The organism is Brevundimonas sp. KH_025 (assembly GCF_057839885.1).
Genome location: NZ_CM174501.1, coordinates 1,627,142 through 1,642,624, shown reverse-complemented (window position 1 = coordinate 1,642,624; position 15,483 = coordinate 1,627,142). Strand labels below are relative to the sequence as shown.

Annotated in this window: 16 protein-coding genes; 7 read left to right on the top strand and 9 right to left on the bottom strand. The window is 68.7% G+C overall.

The annotated features are described in order from the left end of the window. Window positions 1-68 precede the first annotated feature (68 nt). A complete protein-coding gene (locus AC3IS2_RS08250; RefSeq protein ID WP_489197129.1) occupies window positions 69-365 on the top strand; it encodes a hypothetical protein in 297 nt (98 codons plus the stop codon). Here the strand turns inward: AC3IS2_RS08250 and AC3IS2_RS08245 are convergent, their stop codons facing one another. Then, complete coding sequence (locus tag AC3IS2_RS08245) at window positions 366-1,040, bottom strand: P-loop NTPase family protein (RefSeq protein ID WP_489197128.1); 675 nt, start codon at window positions 1,038-1,040, stop codon at window positions 366-368. Between the two features lie 175 nt (window positions 1,041-1,215). On the opposite strand from AC3IS2_RS08245, the gene aspS reads away from it, so the two are divergent. Beyond that, window positions 1,216-3,045, top strand: coding sequence for an aspartate--tRNA ligase (aspS, locus tag AC3IS2_RS08240; protein ID WP_489197127.1), 1,830 nt, complete (start codon window positions 1,216-1,218; stop codon window positions 3,043-3,045). Window positions 3,046-3,116: 71 nt separating this feature from the next. On the opposite strand, the gene AC3IS2_RS08235 is transcribed toward aspS, so the two are convergent. From AC3IS2_RS08235 to AC3IS2_RS08225, 3 genes are all read right to left on the bottom strand, one after another. Then, a complete protein-coding gene (locus AC3IS2_RS08235; protein ID WP_489197126.1) occupies window positions 3,117-4,028 on the bottom strand; it encodes a pentapeptide repeat-containing protein in 912 nt (303 codons plus the stop codon). Window positions 4,029-4,093: 65 nt separating this feature from the next. Further along, window positions 4,094-4,585 carry a pentapeptide repeat-containing protein gene (locus AC3IS2_RS08230; RefSeq protein ID WP_489197124.1) on the bottom strand — a complete coding sequence of 164 codons (492 nt, stop codon included), beginning with the start codon at window positions 4,583-4,585 and terminating at the stop codon, window positions 4,094-4,096. Between the two features lie 58 nt (window positions 4,586-4,643). Then, window positions 4,644-7,307, bottom strand: a complete 2,664-nt coding sequence (locus AC3IS2_RS08225; RefSeq protein WP_489197123.1) for a TSCPD domain-containing protein — start codon at window positions 7,305-7,307, stop codon at window positions 4,644-4,646. A 218-nt stretch (window positions 7,308-7,525) separates the two neighbouring features. Here AC3IS2_RS08225 and AC3IS2_RS08220 point away from each other — a divergent pair, with 218 nt between their 5' ends. Then, on the top strand, window positions 7,526-7,918 hold the full coding sequence (locus AC3IS2_RS08220) for an NADH:ubiquinone oxidoreductase subunit NDUFA12 (RefSeq protein ID WP_331034267.1): 393 nt from the start codon (window positions 7,526-7,528) through the stop codon (window positions 7,916-7,918). After that, window positions 7,915-8,607 (top strand): DUF2155 domain-containing protein, encoded by a 693-nt coding sequence (locus AC3IS2_RS08215; RefSeq protein ID WP_489197120.1) that lies wholly within the window; start codon window positions 7,915-7,917, stop codon window positions 8,605-8,607. Before AC3IS2_RS08220 ends, AC3IS2_RS08215 begins: the two co-directional genes overlap by 4 nt. Here the strand turns inward: AC3IS2_RS08215 and aat are convergent. The 4 genes from aat to aroQ are packed head-to-tail and all read right to left on the bottom strand — an operon-like array spanning window position 8,574 to window position 11,615. After that, window positions 8,574-9,269 carry a leucyl/phenylalanyl-tRNA--protein transferase gene (aat, locus tag AC3IS2_RS08210; RefSeq protein WP_489197119.1) on the bottom strand — a complete coding sequence of 232 codons (696 nt, stop codon included), beginning with the start codon at window positions 9,267-9,269 and terminating at the stop codon, window positions 8,574-8,576. The two genes, AC3IS2_RS08215 and aat, sit on opposite strands and share 34 nt — an antisense overlap. A gap of 6 nt (window positions 9,270-9,275) precedes the next feature. Further along, the gene (gene accC, locus AC3IS2_RS08205; RefSeq protein ID WP_489197117.1) at window positions 9,276-10,628 is read right to left on the bottom strand and encodes an acetyl-CoA carboxylase biotin carboxylase subunit; all 1,353 of its coding nucleotides are present in this window, start codon (window positions 10,626-10,628) and stop codon (window positions 9,276-9,278) included. 8 nt (window positions 10,629-10,636) lie between these two features. Beyond that, window positions 10,637-11,128, bottom strand: a complete 492-nt coding sequence (accB, locus tag AC3IS2_RS08200) for an acetyl-CoA carboxylase biotin carboxyl carrier protein (protein WP_489197116.1) — start codon at window positions 11,126-11,128, stop codon at window positions 10,637-10,639. Window positions 11,129-11,141: 13 nt separating this feature from the next. Next, entirely contained in the window at window positions 11,142-11,615 is a 474-nt protein-coding gene (aroQ, locus tag AC3IS2_RS08195; RefSeq protein WP_489197115.1) for a type II 3-dehydroquinate dehydratase, read from the bottom strand. A gap of 104 nt (window positions 11,616-11,719) precedes the next feature. On the opposite strand from aroQ, the gene thiS reads away from it, so the two are divergent. The 3 genes from thiS (at window position 11,720) to AC3IS2_RS08180 (ending at window position 14,673) form a co-directional block, all read left to right on the top strand. Further along, window positions 11,720-11,917, top strand: a complete 198-nt coding sequence (gene thiS, locus AC3IS2_RS08190; RefSeq protein ID WP_400544732.1) for a sulfur carrier protein ThiS — start codon at window positions 11,720-11,722, stop codon at window positions 11,915-11,917. A 195-nt stretch (window positions 11,918-12,112) separates the two neighbouring features. Next, window positions 12,113-12,901 (top strand): thiazole synthase, encoded by a 789-nt coding sequence (locus AC3IS2_RS08185; protein ID WP_489197113.1) that lies wholly within the window; start codon window positions 12,113-12,115, stop codon window positions 12,899-12,901. Window positions 12,902-12,978: 77 nt separating this feature from the next. Next, on the top strand, window positions 12,979-14,673 hold the full coding sequence (locus AC3IS2_RS08180) for a tetratricopeptide repeat protein (RefSeq protein ID WP_489197112.1): 1,695 nt from the start codon (window positions 12,979-12,981) through the stop codon (window positions 14,671-14,673). On the opposite strand, the gene AC3IS2_RS08175 is transcribed toward AC3IS2_RS08180, so the two are convergent. Then, complete coding sequence (locus AC3IS2_RS08175; RefSeq protein WP_489197111.1) at window positions 14,670-15,476, bottom strand: DsbA family protein; 807 nt, start codon at window positions 15,474-15,476, stop codon at window positions 14,670-14,672. The two genes, AC3IS2_RS08180 and AC3IS2_RS08175, sit on opposite strands and share 4 nt — an antisense overlap. Window positions 15,477-15,483 lie beyond the last annotated feature (7 nt).

The following is a 15,483-nucleotide window of genomic DNA, read 5'->3' as shown; positions in this document are numbered from 1 at the left end:
AACCGCGATCTGGCGACTTGTTGGATCGCAGACCTGCTTTACCGTGTCGGCAACGCGGGGAGGGTGTCATGGATGAGGAAACGATGCGGGTCGCCTGTCCGGCTTGTCGGCGGCGCATTCCGCTTTCGAGAGCGCTGTCTCAGCTCAAGCCCAAGCCCTTTTCGTGCAAGGGGTGCGGCGAAATGCTCGTGCGAGCGTCGAACCTTGGCTGGATGGGGCTGGTTGCGATTGCAGCTTTCTGGCTGGCGCGGACCCAATGGGGTGAGCGGAGTCCGAAAACATGGATGGTCTTCGGCGGGCTGATCATCGGCATGGGCTTGGCGCAACTGCTGCTGACGCCAGTGAAGCTTGCCGACCGAGCCTGATCAGTCGGACAGTTCGTCGCTGTCTTCCAGGACCTGACGGGCCAGGACGCGCGTGACCGGGCGGTGGAAGGCGTCCAACTGGTCGACGATGCGCTCGACGGCGTCGGCCGAGCGGTCGATGCGGCGGGCCAGATAATCCACCACCTCCTCGCCGGGCGTGATGTTGCGGGTGGCGAAGGCGCGTTTCAGCATGGCGGCCAGGACGGCGTCGTCGGGGGCTTCGATCCCCACGGTGCGGATCGCGTTCAGGCGCGAGCGCAGGTCGGGCAGGTCGCAGGCCCAGGCTGCGGGCGGGTCGCGCGACACCAGCAGCAGGGCGCCGCCGCCGGATTGCGTCAGGTTGATGAGGTGGAACAGGCTCTCGTCGTCGGCGTCCTGGGCGCGGTCCAGGAGGACGATCCGGCCCTCCAGCTCCAGCGGATCGACGATGGCGGCCTCGGCCCCGTGCAGGGCGACGGCGCCGGTGCGTTCGACCCAGGCGGCGGCCAGATGGCTCTTGCCGCTGCCGGGCGGGCCGAAGATCGACAGGACCGAACCGGCCATCTCGGGCCAGGTCGCCAGCACCGAGGTCGCGGCCGCATTGGATTCGGACACGACGAAATCGGCCGCACGTTGCGACGCCTCCTGCCGCAGGGGCAGGCGCAGTTGCTGGATGTCGGAACCGAGTGCGGTCATGAACTGAACCATAGCAGAGGCCGTCCGGCGCGCTGTGGGCAGGTTCCTTGCTGCGGTGGACAACCGCGCGGCGCTGTGGATTTAGCCGCCAGCCTTGACTTTCCGGGGCGATGATGGGCCTTTCGCCCCTCCTAATTCACGCTGTTCTCCAGCCGTTTTCAGACGAAATCCGATCATGCACGCCTATCGCACCCATACCTGCGGCGCCCTCCGTTCGACGGATGCGGGCTCGAATGTTCGTCTGTCGGGCTGGGTTCACCGCAAGCGCGACCACGGCGGTCTGCTGTTCATCGACCTGCGCGACCACTACGGCCTGACCCAACTGGTGCTGCACCCGGAGACGCCGGGCTTTGAAGCCGTCGAGCGTCTGCGCGCCGAAAGCGTCATCAAGATCGACGGCGAAGTGGTCAGTCGCTCGGCCGAAACCACCAACGCCAACCTGCCGACGGGCGAGATCGAAGTCCGCGTCCTGTCGGTCGAGGTTCTGTCGGAAGCCGCCGAACTGCCGCTGCCGGTCTTCGGCGAGCCGGAATATCCTGAGGAAATCCGCCTCAAGAACCGCTTCCTCGACCTGCGTCGCGAGACCCTGCACAAGAACATCGTCCTGCGCTCCAAGGTGATCCACTCGATCCGTCAGCGCATGGTCGAGCAGGGCTTCCTGGAGTACCAGACCCCGATCCTGACGGCCTCGTCGCCGGAAGGCGCGCGCGACTTCCTGGTGCCGTCGCGGATGCACCCGGGCAAGTTCTACGCCCTGCCGCAGGCCCCGCAGCAGTTCAAGCAACTGCTGATGGTGTCGGGCTTTGACCGCTACTTCCAGATCGCGCCCTGTTTCCGCGACGAAGACCTGCGCGCCGACCGTTCGCTGGAATTCTACCAGCTCGACGTCGAGATGAGCTTCGTCACCCAGGAAGACGTCTTCGCCGCCATCGAGCCGCTGATGCACGGCGTGTTCAACGAGTTCGGCGAGGGCAAGCCGGTCTCGCCGATCGATCAGCCCCACACCTTCATCAACGACTTCGATCAGAGCATGGAGCACAAGGGCTTCGAGCGCCTGACCTATGCCCAGTCGATGAAGTGGTACGGCTCGGACAAGCCGGACCTGCGCAACCCGATCAAGATGCAGGACGTCTCGGACCACTTCCGCGAAGGCGGCTTCGGTCTGTTCGCCAAGATCCTCGGCGCCGACGCCAAGAATGCCGTCTGGGCCATCCCGGCTCCGACCGGCGGTTCGCGCGCCTTCTGCGACCGCATGAACTCGTGGGCGCAGGGCGAAGGCCAGCCGGGTCTGGGCTACATCTTCTGGTCCGACGATCAGCAGGCCTGGGGCGGCCCGATCGCCAAGAACCTCGGCCAGGAGCCGACCGAGGCCCTGATGGCCTCGCTGGGTCTGGGCAAGGGCGACGCCGCCTTCTTCACCGCCGGCGACCCCGCGGTCTTCGCCAAGTTCGCCGGTCTGGCCCGCACCCGCGTGGGTACGGAGCTGAAGCTGGTCGACGAGGAGCAGTTCAAATTCTGCTGGATCGTCGACTTCCCGATGTTCGAATGGTCGGAAGAAGAGAAGAAGGTCGACTTCAGCCACAACCCCTTCTCGATGCCGCAGGGCGGCATGGAGGCCCTGGAGACCCAGGACCCGCTGACCATCCGCGCCTATCAGTACGACATCGTCTGCAACGGCTATGAGCTGTGCTCGGGCGCGATCCGGAACCACAAGGCCGAGATCATGCTCAAGGCCTTCGAGATCGCCGGCTACGACGCCTCGGTGGTCGAAGAGCAGTTCGGCGGCATGCTGAACGCCTTCCGCTTCGGCGCCCCGCCGCACGGCGGTCTGGCCCCCGGCATCGACCGCATCGTCATGCTGCTGGCCAACCAGACGGCCATCCGCGAGGTCATCGCCTTCCCGCTGAACCAGCAGGGCCAGGACCTGCTGATGAGCGCGCCCGCCGAGGCCGCCGACAAGCAGCTGAAGGAACTGTCGATCCGCACGGCCCTGCCGCTCAAGTAAGCGGCGTTGCGGCGCTGGAATGCAAAAGGGGCGGCCTTCGCGGGCCGCCCCTTTTTTGTCTTGTCTTGTGGTCAGTTGCCGGAGGCGATGACCAGATTGCGCTGGCGCGGCGGGACGGGCGGCGTCGGCGGCGCCGGGTGGGACCGGATAATGCGGACGCCGCCGCCGCAGGAACGCACTGACAGACCGCTGGGCAGGCGGGTGGATCCGTCGCCACAAGCTTCCTGGATCTGTTCCTGACGCAGGCCGCGCGCGCCTGACAGGTCGGCGCCGCGAATGTCGGTGCGTTTCATCGAGGCGCCGGAGAAGTTGGCGCGGTCGAAGCTGCCGCCGGTCAGGCGAGCGCTGTCCAGCGAGGCGTTGCGGAACAGGGCACCGTCGAATACGCCGTTGGACAGGTTGGAAGCATTGACCTCGGCGTTGGTGAAATCGGCGCCTTCGGCCCGAACATTGGCCAGGGTCGCGGCGAACATCTCGCTGTTGCTGAGATTGGCGCGCGTCAGGACGGCGCGGTTGAAGTTTGCGCTGTTCAACTCGGCGGACGACAGGTTGGCGTCCCGGAAATTCGTGCCGATCAGGGTCGCGCCCGAGGCTTCCGCGCCCGTCATATTGGCGCTGATGAACAGGGCGTTGGTGAAGTTTGCGCCCATCATCTCGGCGCCGCGCAAATCGGCGCGGCTGAAGTCGCTGCCCGAGAAGTTCGAGCCCATCAGCTCGGCGCCGCGCAGGGTGGCGCCGACCAGGGTGGCGTTGGTGAAGCTGGCGCCGGTGAAGGTGGCGCCCGACAGGTCGCGGCCCGACAGTTCGCAACGGTTGCAGCTGCCGCCCAGCGACACCATGCGGGCGACGTCGCGATCCTGCATCTGAGCCATGTCCACCACCCCGGCGAAGGCGGGTGCGGCGGTCAGCACGCCGGCCAGCCCGCCCGACAGGGCGGCGGCTGCAGGAGCCAGGCGACGGAGAAGGGCGAACGAGCGTTTCATCACGTTATCTAGATGCGCCCATCGCCCGAAAAACCCTACTTAAATCGTGGTAACGAAGGCGACCTTCAGCAGGCTGGAATGCGTAGGCCGGAAGGCAGGACGGTCGCATCATCGCCGCAGGCCTGATTGAGCTGGCCCTGGGTCAGGCCCACCGCCCGCGCCAGCTGGGCGCCCGACAGGTTGGTCCCGTTCAGCCGCGCGCCGGACAGGACGGCTCCGTCCAGATAGGCGCCGACGAAGCTGGCGTTGGTCAGGTCGGCGCCGGCGAAGTTCGAACTTGAGAAGACGCCGCCATAGGCCTCCACGTCGCGCATGTCGGCGCGCGAGAAGCGGGTGCGGTTCATGACGGTCAGGCTGAGATCGGCCTGGCGCAGACGGGCCCCGGCCAGATTGAGGCCGCGCACCTCCATGCCGGAAAAATCACCCTGGAACAGGTTGCAGCCGGGGCAGTTGGCGCCGCTGCGCACGCGGCTGATCTGCGAGGCGTTCTGGGCCGCGGCGGGCAGGGCCGCGGCGGCGACGAGCGAGGCGACGAGTGCGATTGCGAGACGATTCATGCGAAGGCTCCGGGCTTTGACACATCGACAGCAAGAAGCGGGCCGAACGGGGCTTGTCTCAGCCCTGCATCTGCGGGGCTGCTCCGCAGGTGTCGCAAATCCATCCGCCGCCGCGATTCTGGAGACTGAAGTCGCCGCATTCGGGACAGGCGACGGCCTCGGTGGGCGCATTTGGTCGGGGAGCCTCGGCCTTGCGTCCAAATGGGACGACGACAAGGTTGTCGGGCGCCGCGCCGCGCGCGAACCCCTTGGAGATGAAGCGCGCCGCCGGCACTGGCTCGGCGTCTTCGGCGGCGCCCCCCAGACCGTCGGGGTTCAGCCCCTCGGGCTCGGCGTTGGCCAACTCCTGACGCTCCAGATAGGAGACGCCCAGCTCGCGGAAGATGTAGTCGAGGATCGACGTCGCCGAGCGGATCGAATCATTGCCGGTGACGCGCCCCGCCGGCTCGAACCGCGTGAAGACGAAGGCGTCGACGAACTCGTCCAGCGGCACGCCGTATTGCAGGCCGATCGAGATGGCGATGGCGAAGTTGTTCATCAGCGAGCGGAAGGCGGCGCCTTCCTTATGCATGTCGATGAAGATCTCGCCCAGTTCGCCGTCTTCGTATTCGCCTGTGTGGATGTAGACCTTGTGGCCGCCGACGGCCGCCTTCTGGATATAGCCCTTGCGGCGGTCGGGCAGCTTGCGGCGGGTGCGGTCGCGTTCGATGACCTTCTCGACTACGCGCTCGACGGTCTTGGCTTCCGGCTCGGTGCGCCGCTGGGCGGGCGCGTCCTGTTCAGGCAAGTCCAGGCGGAAGTCGGCGGGCGGCGCGGCCCGGCGCAGGACGACGGCGCGGCGGCCGTCGCGGGCGGCCTGGCCTAGGGCGCGGGCGGCCTGAAGCGGACCGGCGCGCCAGTCGATGATCTCGGGCGAGGCGTCGGGAACGTCGCTGAACGGTTCGACCGCGCGGCGAAGGTCGGCCTCGAAGTCGGCCGGATCGCAGGACAACAGGTCGCGCAGGGCGTCCGGGGCGGCGGTCCAGTCCGACAGGTCGGCGTGACCGAAGGCGGCGGCCCGGGCCGCCTCGATGGCGCCCTCGTCGAAGCCCAGGCGCGGCAGCAGGTCGCCGCCGTCCTCGACCGACAGGCCCAGCACATCGCCGATGAAGCCCGCATCCAGCACCGGCGGGGCGAAGACGGCGGACAACTGGTCCGTCCGCGCCAGCGCGTCCTCGACCGCCTCCAGCTCCAGATCGGTGAAGCCCAACTCTCGCAGGGCCGAATGATTGAGGCCCGGCGCGCCCATCAGGGTGCGGCGACCGAACAGGCGGCGCTCCGCGTCCTCGACGTCGCCGCCCGTGCGGGCGATGGCGCGGGCCAGCGAGGGACGCAGACGACGCTCGGTCTCGCCATCCTCGGTCTGGAACAGGTCGGTGGCGGCGAAGGGCGAGGCGCCGAGACGCAGTTCCAGCTCGGGATCGCGCACGAACAGATTGATGGCGGCGTGACGACGACCGCTGTGCTTCAGCGCCCTGGTCTCCTGACCGCGCTGGGCGGCGGCGTCCACGACTTCGTCGCTGACGGCGTCCCATTCGGCGCAGGGGCCGAGCAGGGCGGCGAGTTCGGCGGAGGCCGCGCTGGCGGCGGCCGAGACGCGCGCGCCGACCGAGGCGGCGAGGGCGGTCGGGTCTTCGGCGTTGGTTGCGACGGCCCAGTCGGCCAGACCGGACAGGCCCAGCGCGATGGGACGGACGGCCTGGCGCCTGCGGGCGCTGGCGGCGTCGGCGCGGAAGCCTATGGCCGTTTCGATCTCAAGGGCGACGACCCAGAGCCGGGTCAGGTCGTCGAGCGCTTCGTCGAAGGCCTCGCCCGCGATGGCGGCCAGGGTCGGCAGATGGAAGGCGGCGCGGGCTTCCAGCGCCGCGTCGGCCAGGGCCTCGGCGTCGCGCGGGGCGAAGGTCAGGGCCAGATCGCCTTCCAGCGCGGCCTCGGCCACGGCCAGAGCCTCGGGGCCGCCCGAGGCGATGCTGTCGCGCGGGGCCAGCACGGGCGTGAGGACGCCAGTTGCAAGGGCGGGGAGGGCGGCGATGGGGCTCTCGCCCTCGACGGCGCGGACGATGTCTGCGTCGCTCGCGCCGCAGCGGCGGGCGGTCAGGGCGGCGCGCGCCAGGGCCGGATTGGCGGCGGGATCGGCGCAGGCTTCGCGCGGGCCTTCGCAGCGGTCCACGGCGTCGGCGACCGCGCGCAGGGCGTCGGACAGGGACTCGGTTGCGCGTGCGGCCATGCGTTGGCCGCGTCGGGCTGCGGTCAAATCGGCCAGACGCCGCGCGGCGCCAGGCTCGCTGACGGAGAGATAGGCGGCATCCGACCGAGCCGCGTCCGACACAGGCGCGTCGGGCGCGGCGAGGCCGAGCAGCAGAACAGCCCAAAGTTCCTCGGCAAAGGCCTCGGCGTCGGCGTCGACAGCGAACAGGCCCAGGGCGCGCCCCCAGGCGCCGAGGCGATGCGCCCAGCGATCGGCGGCGCCGTCCAGCCAGGCGGTGTAGTCGTCGTCCGGAGCGGCGGCGTCCTGCGGCAGATCGGTCGGCAGGCTTTCGGCCCAGTCCAGCCAGGCTTCGACGCGCGCATCAGACCAGTCGGCGGGCGCCAGCGTCGGCGTCATGACGCCGGGGCGTTCGATCAGGCGGGGCTCCAGCGCCACGGCTGCGGCGAGGGAGGCAAATCGGGGCTTGATGCGCATCAGACGTCTCCGCGCGTGTCCTGATCGCGACATTAACGACGCCTCGGAAGCCGTTTCAATAAATCTTGGGCCTCAGGGGCGTGTTACCCCCAAGATGTTGATGTCGGGCGGCGACGCTCTGTGCGGGTCCCGGGCTGGACGCGGGCGGCTGCGGTTTCTATGATCGCTTTGCGCCGCCGGACCTCCCTGGGCGGCGGAATTCAAGTGAGTTCGACGACGTGCTGAGCAAGATCTTCACCTGGTGGAACGGCGCCACGATCGGCACCCTGTTCACGGTCGGCAAACGCGGCCAACTGGTCGGCACGGACGAGTTCGGCAATCGCTATTATCAGTCGCGCGACAACGTCAGCTATGACGGCCGCAAGCGCCGCTGGGTCATCTATGACGGCTACGCCGAGGCGTCGAAGGTGCCGCCGGAATGGCAGGGCTGGCTGCGCTACACCTATGACGAATCGCCCGCCGAGAAGCCGCTGCCGCGTCGCGCCTGGGAGAAGGACCACCTGCCGAACCTGACGGGCACGCCGATGGCGTGGCGCCCGCAGGGCTCGCTGGCCAACGAAGGCAAACGTCCCGCCGCCACCGGCGACTACCAGGCCTGGAGCCCGGAATGACCGCACGCCGCCTCCTGCTTGTCGGCATGGCCGTGGCGGGACTGGCGGTCGCGGGCGCCGGCATGACCAGCGCCCTGATGGACCTGCCGCAGGACGCCGTTCCGGTTCAGGATCCGGTCGGCGATCTGCTCCGCGACACCAACCGCGCGCCTCTGCAAAATCCGCCCGCAACGGCGCCGCAGACCCCGGCGACGCCCGCGCAGGGCTCTACGACGCCCTCGACCGCGCCGACCGCCGCGCCGGGAACGCCCGGGGTCGTGGTGACGCCCGAGGCCGAGATCGCCGCCGTTCAGGAAGACGTCCCGCCGGAAGCAGCGGTTGAGGCGCCCAAGCCGGCGGCTGAGCCCGCCGCCGTTCCCGGCCGTCGCCAGCGCCGCCCGGTCGCCATCATCCACGCCATCGACAAGGTCACGGCCGAATCCATGCGGTTTGAGGTCGAGGTCGGCGGGCGTCCCGTTCGCTTCAACAAGACCCTGATCTTCAGCGCACGCGCTTGCGAGGTTTCGGCGTCGGACGAACAGACCGAGGACTCCATCGCCTATCTGGAGGTCGGGGTGCAGCCGCGCGGGATCGCCGTGCCGACCGAGGCGCGTCAGATCTTCAAGGGCTGGATGTTCGCGTCATCGCCGGCCGTCAGCGGCCTGCAACACCCGATCTACGACGCCTGGGTCGTGGGCTGTAAGGCATAGGTCACGGCCTCTGCGCCCGTCATGGGCGCGGTCAGGACCAACTTGTCGGGCGTCAGGCGCAGGGCGGGCTTCAGCAGCCGCAAGTAAGCCGCCTGCGGCGTCTCCACGGCCCCGAACTGGCTCAGGTGTTCGGTCAGGAACTGGGCGTCCAGCAGACCCCATCCGCCCTTCCGCAGCCGCGCCACCAGATGCACCAGGGCGACCTTTGACGCATCGCGCGCCCGGCTGAACATGCTCTCGCCGAAGAAGGCGCCGCCCAGCGTCACGCCATACAGCCCGCCGACCAGAACCTCGTCCTGCCAGCACTCGATGCTGTGGGCGTGGCCGCGCAGGTGAAGCTGGAGATAGAGCGAGCGGATCGGATCGTTGATCCAGGTGTCCTCACGCCCGGCGGCTGACGCCGCGCAAGCGTTCAGGACGGCGTCGAAGGCCGTGTCGACCCGCACCTGGAACGGCTCGCCCCGAACGGTGCGGCGCAGCCGCGCAGGGATGTGGAAGCGGTTGAGCGGGACGACGCCCCGCTGGTCCGGCTCGACCAGGAAGACGCGCGGATCGTCGCGCGCCTCGGCCATGGGAAAGACGCCCCGAGCGTAGCAGGCCAGCAGTTCGTCAGGCCCGAAGGCGCTGGGAGGGCTGCTGGCGCTGAACTCGGGGTCTTCCAAGGCGCCTTAGGCCTGAGCCTTCTGGGCGGCGGCCCATTTTTCCAGCCAGTGGATGTCGTAGTCGCCCGACAGGATGTCCGGCTCCTGCAGCAGCTTCTGGAACAGGGGGATGGTGGTGTCGACGCCGCCGATGACCATTTCGCCCAGACTGCGCTTGAGGCGCGCCAGGCACTCCTCGCGGTCGCGGCCGTGGACGATCAGCTTGCCGATCAGGCTGTCGTAGTAGGGCGGGATCGAATAGCCGGCGTAGATGGCGCTATCCAGACGCACGCCCAGGCCGCCCGGAGCGTGGAAGTCGGTGATGGTGCCGGGCGACGGGGTGAAGGTCTCGGCGTTCTCGGCGTTGATCCGCACCTCGATGGCGTGGCCTTCGAAATGGATGTCTTCCTGCGTGAAGGACAGCGGCAGGCCGGCGGCGATGCGGACCTGTTCGCGGACCAGATCGACGCCCGTGATCATTTCCGTGACCGGGTGCTCGACCTGCAGGCGGGTGTTCATCTCGATGAAGAAGAACTCGCCATCTTCCCACAGAAACTCGATCGTGCCGACGCCCAGGTAGCCGATGGCGGCGATGGCCTTGTTGACCGTCTCGCCGATGGCCTTGCGACCCTCGGCCGACAGGGCGGGCGAGGGGGCCTCTTCCAGCACCTTCTGGTGGCGGCGTTGCAGCGAACAGTCGCGTTCGCCCAGGTGGACGACGTTGCCGTGGCTGTCGGCGATGACCTGGATCTCGATGTGGCGCGGCTTCTGGAGGTAACGCTCCATATAGACGGCGCCGTTGCCGAAGGCGGCCTTGGCCTCGGTCTGGGCCGTCTGCACGGCTTCGACCAGATCGTCGGGCGTCAGGGCGACCTTCATGCCGCGACCGCCGCCGCCGGCGGCGGCCTTGACGATCAGGGGGAAGCCGATGGTCTTGGACGCCTCGATGGCGGCCTCGACGGTCTCCACTTCGCCGTCAGAGCCGGGGACGACGGGGATGCCCGCCTCCATGACCGTCTTCTTGGCGGTGATCTTGTCGCCCATGACCCGGATATGCTCGGGCTTGGGGCCGATGAAGGTCAGGCCGTGCGCCTCGATGATCTCGGCGAAGCGGGCGTTTTCCGACAGGAAGCCGTAACCCGGGTGGATCGCCTGGGCGCCGGTGATTTCCGCCGCCGCGATGATCTGCGGGATGTTCAGATAGGACTTGGCCGCCGGCGCGGGGCCGATGCAGACGCTTTCGTCGGCCAGCCGCACCCACATGGCGCCGCGGTCGGCTTCGGAGTGCACGGCGACGGTGGAGATGCCCATCTCCTTGCACGCCCGGTGGATGCGCAGGGCGATTTCGCCGCGGTTGGCGATCAGGACCTTGGTGAACATGACGGGTCTCAGGCTTCCAGCATAACCAGAGCTTCGCCGAACTCGACCGGCTGGGCGTCGCCGACCAGGATTTCCGAGACGACGCCGTCACGCGGGGCCTGGATCGGGTTCATGGTCTTCATGGCTTCGACGATCAGCAGGGTCTGGCCCTTCTTGACCTTGTCGCCGGCCTTGACGAAGGCCGGAGCCTCCGGCGAGGGCTGCAGATAGACGGTGCCGACCATCGGCGACTTCACCTCTTCGCCCTTGCGCGAAACGATGGTGGCCGGGTCCGAGGGCATGGAGGCCGGAGCGGTGGCGGCCGGAGCGGCGTGCGCGACCGGAGCGGCGGCGTAATGCACCGGGGCGGCGGCCGTCATGGTGATCTCGCGGGCGACGCGGATACGCAGTTCGCCGCGCTCGACCTCGATCTCGGTCAGGTCGGTTTCGTTGAGGATGTCGGCCAGGCTGCGGATCAGGCCGGCGTCGATGCCTTCGTTCTTGTGCTTGTCGTCAGACATGATGAGTCTCTCTTCAGATCTTGGGCGAACGAACCCCGGCCTCGGCGCGTTCCCGCGCGAGCCGAAGGGCGGCCTTGACGGCCAGTTCGTAGCTGTGGGGGCCGAAGCCCGAAATTACGCCGGTCGCAACCAGCGAAACATAGGAATGACGCCGGAAATCCTCGCGCGCGGCGGGGTTCGACAGGTGGCATTCGATGACGGGCACGCTGAGCGTCTTCAACGCATCCAGCAGGGCTACCGAAGTATGGGTGAAGGCGGCGGGATTGATCACCAGGGCGCAGGCTTCGTTGCGCGCCTCATGGATCCAGTCGACCAACTGGCCTTCGTGATTCGATTGGCGGAAGACCACGCGCGCGCCCTCGGCGGCGGCCTCGCACAGGGCCTGCACATCGGCCAGGGTCTCGCGGCCATAGATGTCCGGTTCTCTAACCCCGAGGAGGTTGAGATTGGGGCCGTTCAGGACGTAGAGGACAGGGGCTTCGGGCATTCGCTCGGAAAACTGGCGCTCACGACCGCGCGGATTCGGTCGGGCGTTGTAGCTCAGGTAAGGCGCGACGCAAAGCGCGTCGATGAAGAGGTTGACCTAACGTCATGCGTATCGAAGTCAACGGCGAGGTGCGGGACACCGCCGCCACGACCATTCTGGGCCTGGTTCAGGAGCTGTCGCTGGACCCGAAGAAGGTGGCGGTCGAGCGCAATCTGGAGATCGTGCCGCGCTCGCTGCACGGCGAAACCGCGCTGGCCGAGGGCGACAAGATCGAGCTGGTGCAGTTCGTCGGGGGCGGCTGACGTTTCCCTAGATCCCCGCTCATCCCCGCGGAGGCGGGGACCCAGTTCTTTGGCGACAAGCCTGACGGTCCTAGGGTGCGCATGGGGTTCTCACTGGGTCCCCGCCTCCGCGGGGATGAGCGGAAGGGTGGGACGCAGTTATCAAATCCCGCAACGACGCTTCCCCCGTGCGCCCCGCAGCGCTAGGTCAGGAGCATGACCGATACCGCCCCCCGCACCGACAGCTGGACCGTCGCCGGCCGCACCTTCAACTCGCGCCTGATCGTGGGCACCGGCAAGTACCGCGACTATGCTCAGAACGCCGCCGCCGCCGAGGCTTCGGGCGCTGAGATCGTCACCGTGGCCGTGCGCCGGGTGAACCTGACCGATCCCAGCCAGCCGGTGTTGACCGACTTCCTGGACCCCAAGCGCTATACCTATCTGCCGAACACGGCGGGCTGCTTCACCGGCGAGGACGCGGTGCGGACCCTGCGTCTGGCGCGCGAGGCGGGCGGCTGGACCCTGGTGAAGCTGGAGGTTCTGGCGGACCAGCGCACCCTGTTCCCCGACATGGAAGAAACCCTGCGCTCGCTGAAGCTGCTGACCGCAGAGGGCTTCGAGGTCATGGTCTATTGCACCGACGACCCGGTCTATGCGCGCAAGCTGGAAGACGCGGGCGCCGTGGCCATCATGCCGCTGGGTGCGCCGATCGGCTCGGGCCTGGGCGTGCAGAACCCCATCAACATCCGCCTGATCGTCGAGCAGTCCAAGGTGCCGGTGCTGGTCGACGCGGGCGTCGGCACGGCGTCGGACGCCGCCGTGGCGATGGAGCTGGGCTGCGATGGCGTGCTGATGAACACCGCCATCGCCGAGGCGCGCGACCCGATCCTGATGGCCAGCGCCATGAAGCACGCGGTCATCGCCGGGCGTGAAGCCTATCTGGCCGGGCGGATGAAGAAGCGCCTCTATGCCGATCCGTCGTCGCCGCTGGCGGGCCTGATCTAGGCTTATTGCGAAGCTGAGGCCGCTTGCAGCCTCGCTGTCGGACGCGCACTCTCCCGTCTGCTCAGGGAGAGGGTTCCATGCGTTTCGGATTGATGGCCTGCACGGCCGTGGCGGCCTGCATGATCGGGCCGATGGCGGTGGCGGACGCGACGGCGGACAAGGCCGTGCGCGACCTGCTGGATCAGCCCCAGGTCTGCGGCCCCGGCGGCTCGGCCATCGAGGCGATCCCGGCCAGCGACATCGTCATGGTCGAGGGCTTTGGCACGGGCGGGTTCAAGATCGACACGGCCAACCCCGAGGCCCAGGCCTGGTTCGACCATGGGGTGCGGTTGCGCTGGGCCTTTGAGCATACCGAATCGGTACGGGCCTTCCGCAAGGCGCGGGCGCTGGACCCGACCTGCGGCATGTGCGCCTGGGGCGAGGCCTGGGCCATCGGTCCCAATCTGAACGGCGGCGGTCAGGACAAGGCCTCGATCGAGGCGGCCCGCAAAGCCGCGCGCGACGCCCGCCGTCTGGCCCGCGACGCCACGCCGGTGCAGCGCCAGATGATCGACGCCCTGATCCAGCGCTATTCCGGCGGAGAAAAGAGCCGCGCCGACCGCTTTGCCCAGCGCATGGACCGGATCGCACGTCAGAACCCCGACGACGGGGCCATCGCCAACATCACCGCCGACGCCTGGCTGCTGGCCGCCGATGAATGGTGGGACGACGACGGCAAGGCCGCCGATCCGGCCATCCCCCGCGCCATGGGCCTGCTGGAGCAGGCGCTGGCCAAGAACCCCAATGATCCCGGCGCGATCCACCTCTATATCCACCTGACCGAGTGGTCGGACGACCCGCACAAGGCCATTCCCTACGGCGAGAAGCTGGCCCTGCTGGCCCCGGCGGCCAGCCATCTGGTGCATATGCCGTCGCATACCTATTACCGGGTCGGCCGCTATCGCGACGCCATGATGGCCAACGTCAACGCTGTGGCGCTGGACCGCCGCTATGACGCCCTGGCCAAGCCGCCGGGCGGGGTGCCGGCGATGCGGCTGCACGGCCACAACATCCACTTCGGCATGGGCGGCGCCCTGATGGCCGGCGGCGGCGAGGAGGGGCTGAAGCTGGCCGACTGGTTCCTGACCACCTATCCGAACATCGGCGCTCAGGAATACTGGCGTCAGATCGTCGCCAACAACGCCTACGCCATCTACGGCCGCTTCGGCACGCCGGACCAGGTGGCGGCGCTGAAGGAACCTTCGGAGACCCATCCGTTGCTGCGGATCAGTTGGCGCTACGCCCGGGGCGAGGCCGCAGCGCGAGCGGGCGACGCCGCCGCCGTGCGCGCCGAGGCGGACGCCATCAAGGCGCTGCGCGAAGCCACGCCCTTCACCGGGCCGATGGCCGAGCAGCGGGCGGTCTTTACCGAGTTGTCTCAGCGCATCCTGGAGGGCCGCGCGGCCATGATCGAGGGCAATGCGACGGCCGCCGTCGCCGCCTTCACCCGCGCCGCCCAGATTCAGGCCCTGGACGACGAGGGCGGCGATCCGCCGATCATCTGGTATCCGACGCGCCGCAGTCTGGCGGCGGCCCTGCTGGCCAGCGGCGACGCCGCCGGGGCCAAGGCCAAGATCGAGGAACTGCTGAAGGACTGGCCCAGCGATCCCTACAGCTACTTCGTCCTGGCCGAGGCCGAACGGAAGCTGGGCAACGCGGACGCCGCCGCCGAGGCGACCCGCCGCGCGAACGTCGAGTGGATCGGCGGCGAGCGGAGCCTTGCGGCCGCCTAGCGCTTGGCCGCTTCGATCTGCTTGGCGACTTCGCCCGGTTCGATGCTGGCGCTGGCCTTGCCGTTGATGAAGAAGGTCGGCGTGCCTTGCAGGCCCAGGGTCGCGGCGACGGTGTGGATGTCGGTGACGTGGCGCGTCATCTCGGGCGAGGCGATGGCCGCCTGGGCCCTGGTCATGTCGACCCCGTGCTGGACCAGGATGCCGTCGATGGCGGCGCGGTCCAGGGCGCGCTCGGTCATCAGGGCGTCGTAGACCTCCAGATACTTGCCCTGTTGATGCGCGGCCAGGGCGGCGCGGGCGGCGTATTGCGAGGTGACGTCGTCGCCCCGGTCCAGGATCGGCCAGTCCTTGAAGACGAAGCGGACCTCGGGGTGGGCGGCCATCAGGGCGCGGTAGTCATGGGCCACGGCCTTGCAGCCCGGGCAGCGGAAGTCGAAGAACTCGATCACCGTCACCTTGGCGTCGGCGGGGCCGAAGCTGGGGTCGCGCGCATCGGGGGCCAGCAGCGCCGGATTGGCGGCGACGGCGGCGTTGATGGTCTGAACGCGCGACTGTTCCTCGCGCGCCTGGCGCGCGGCCAGAACCTCGTCCAGCACCTGCGGGTGTTCGATCAGATAGGCGCGCACCCGGCCGCCGAAATCGCCGCCGGTCAGATAGGGAGCGGCCGACACGCCCAGAGCCAGGACCGAGACGGCCAGAGCCGCGCCGCCCAGCGTCTTGCCGGACAGCCGCGACAGGGCGCTGCCCTTGGGGGCGGCGGGCGTCGGGGTCTCGGGGGCGTCGGGGCGTGCGTCGTCAGTCATGAAGGTC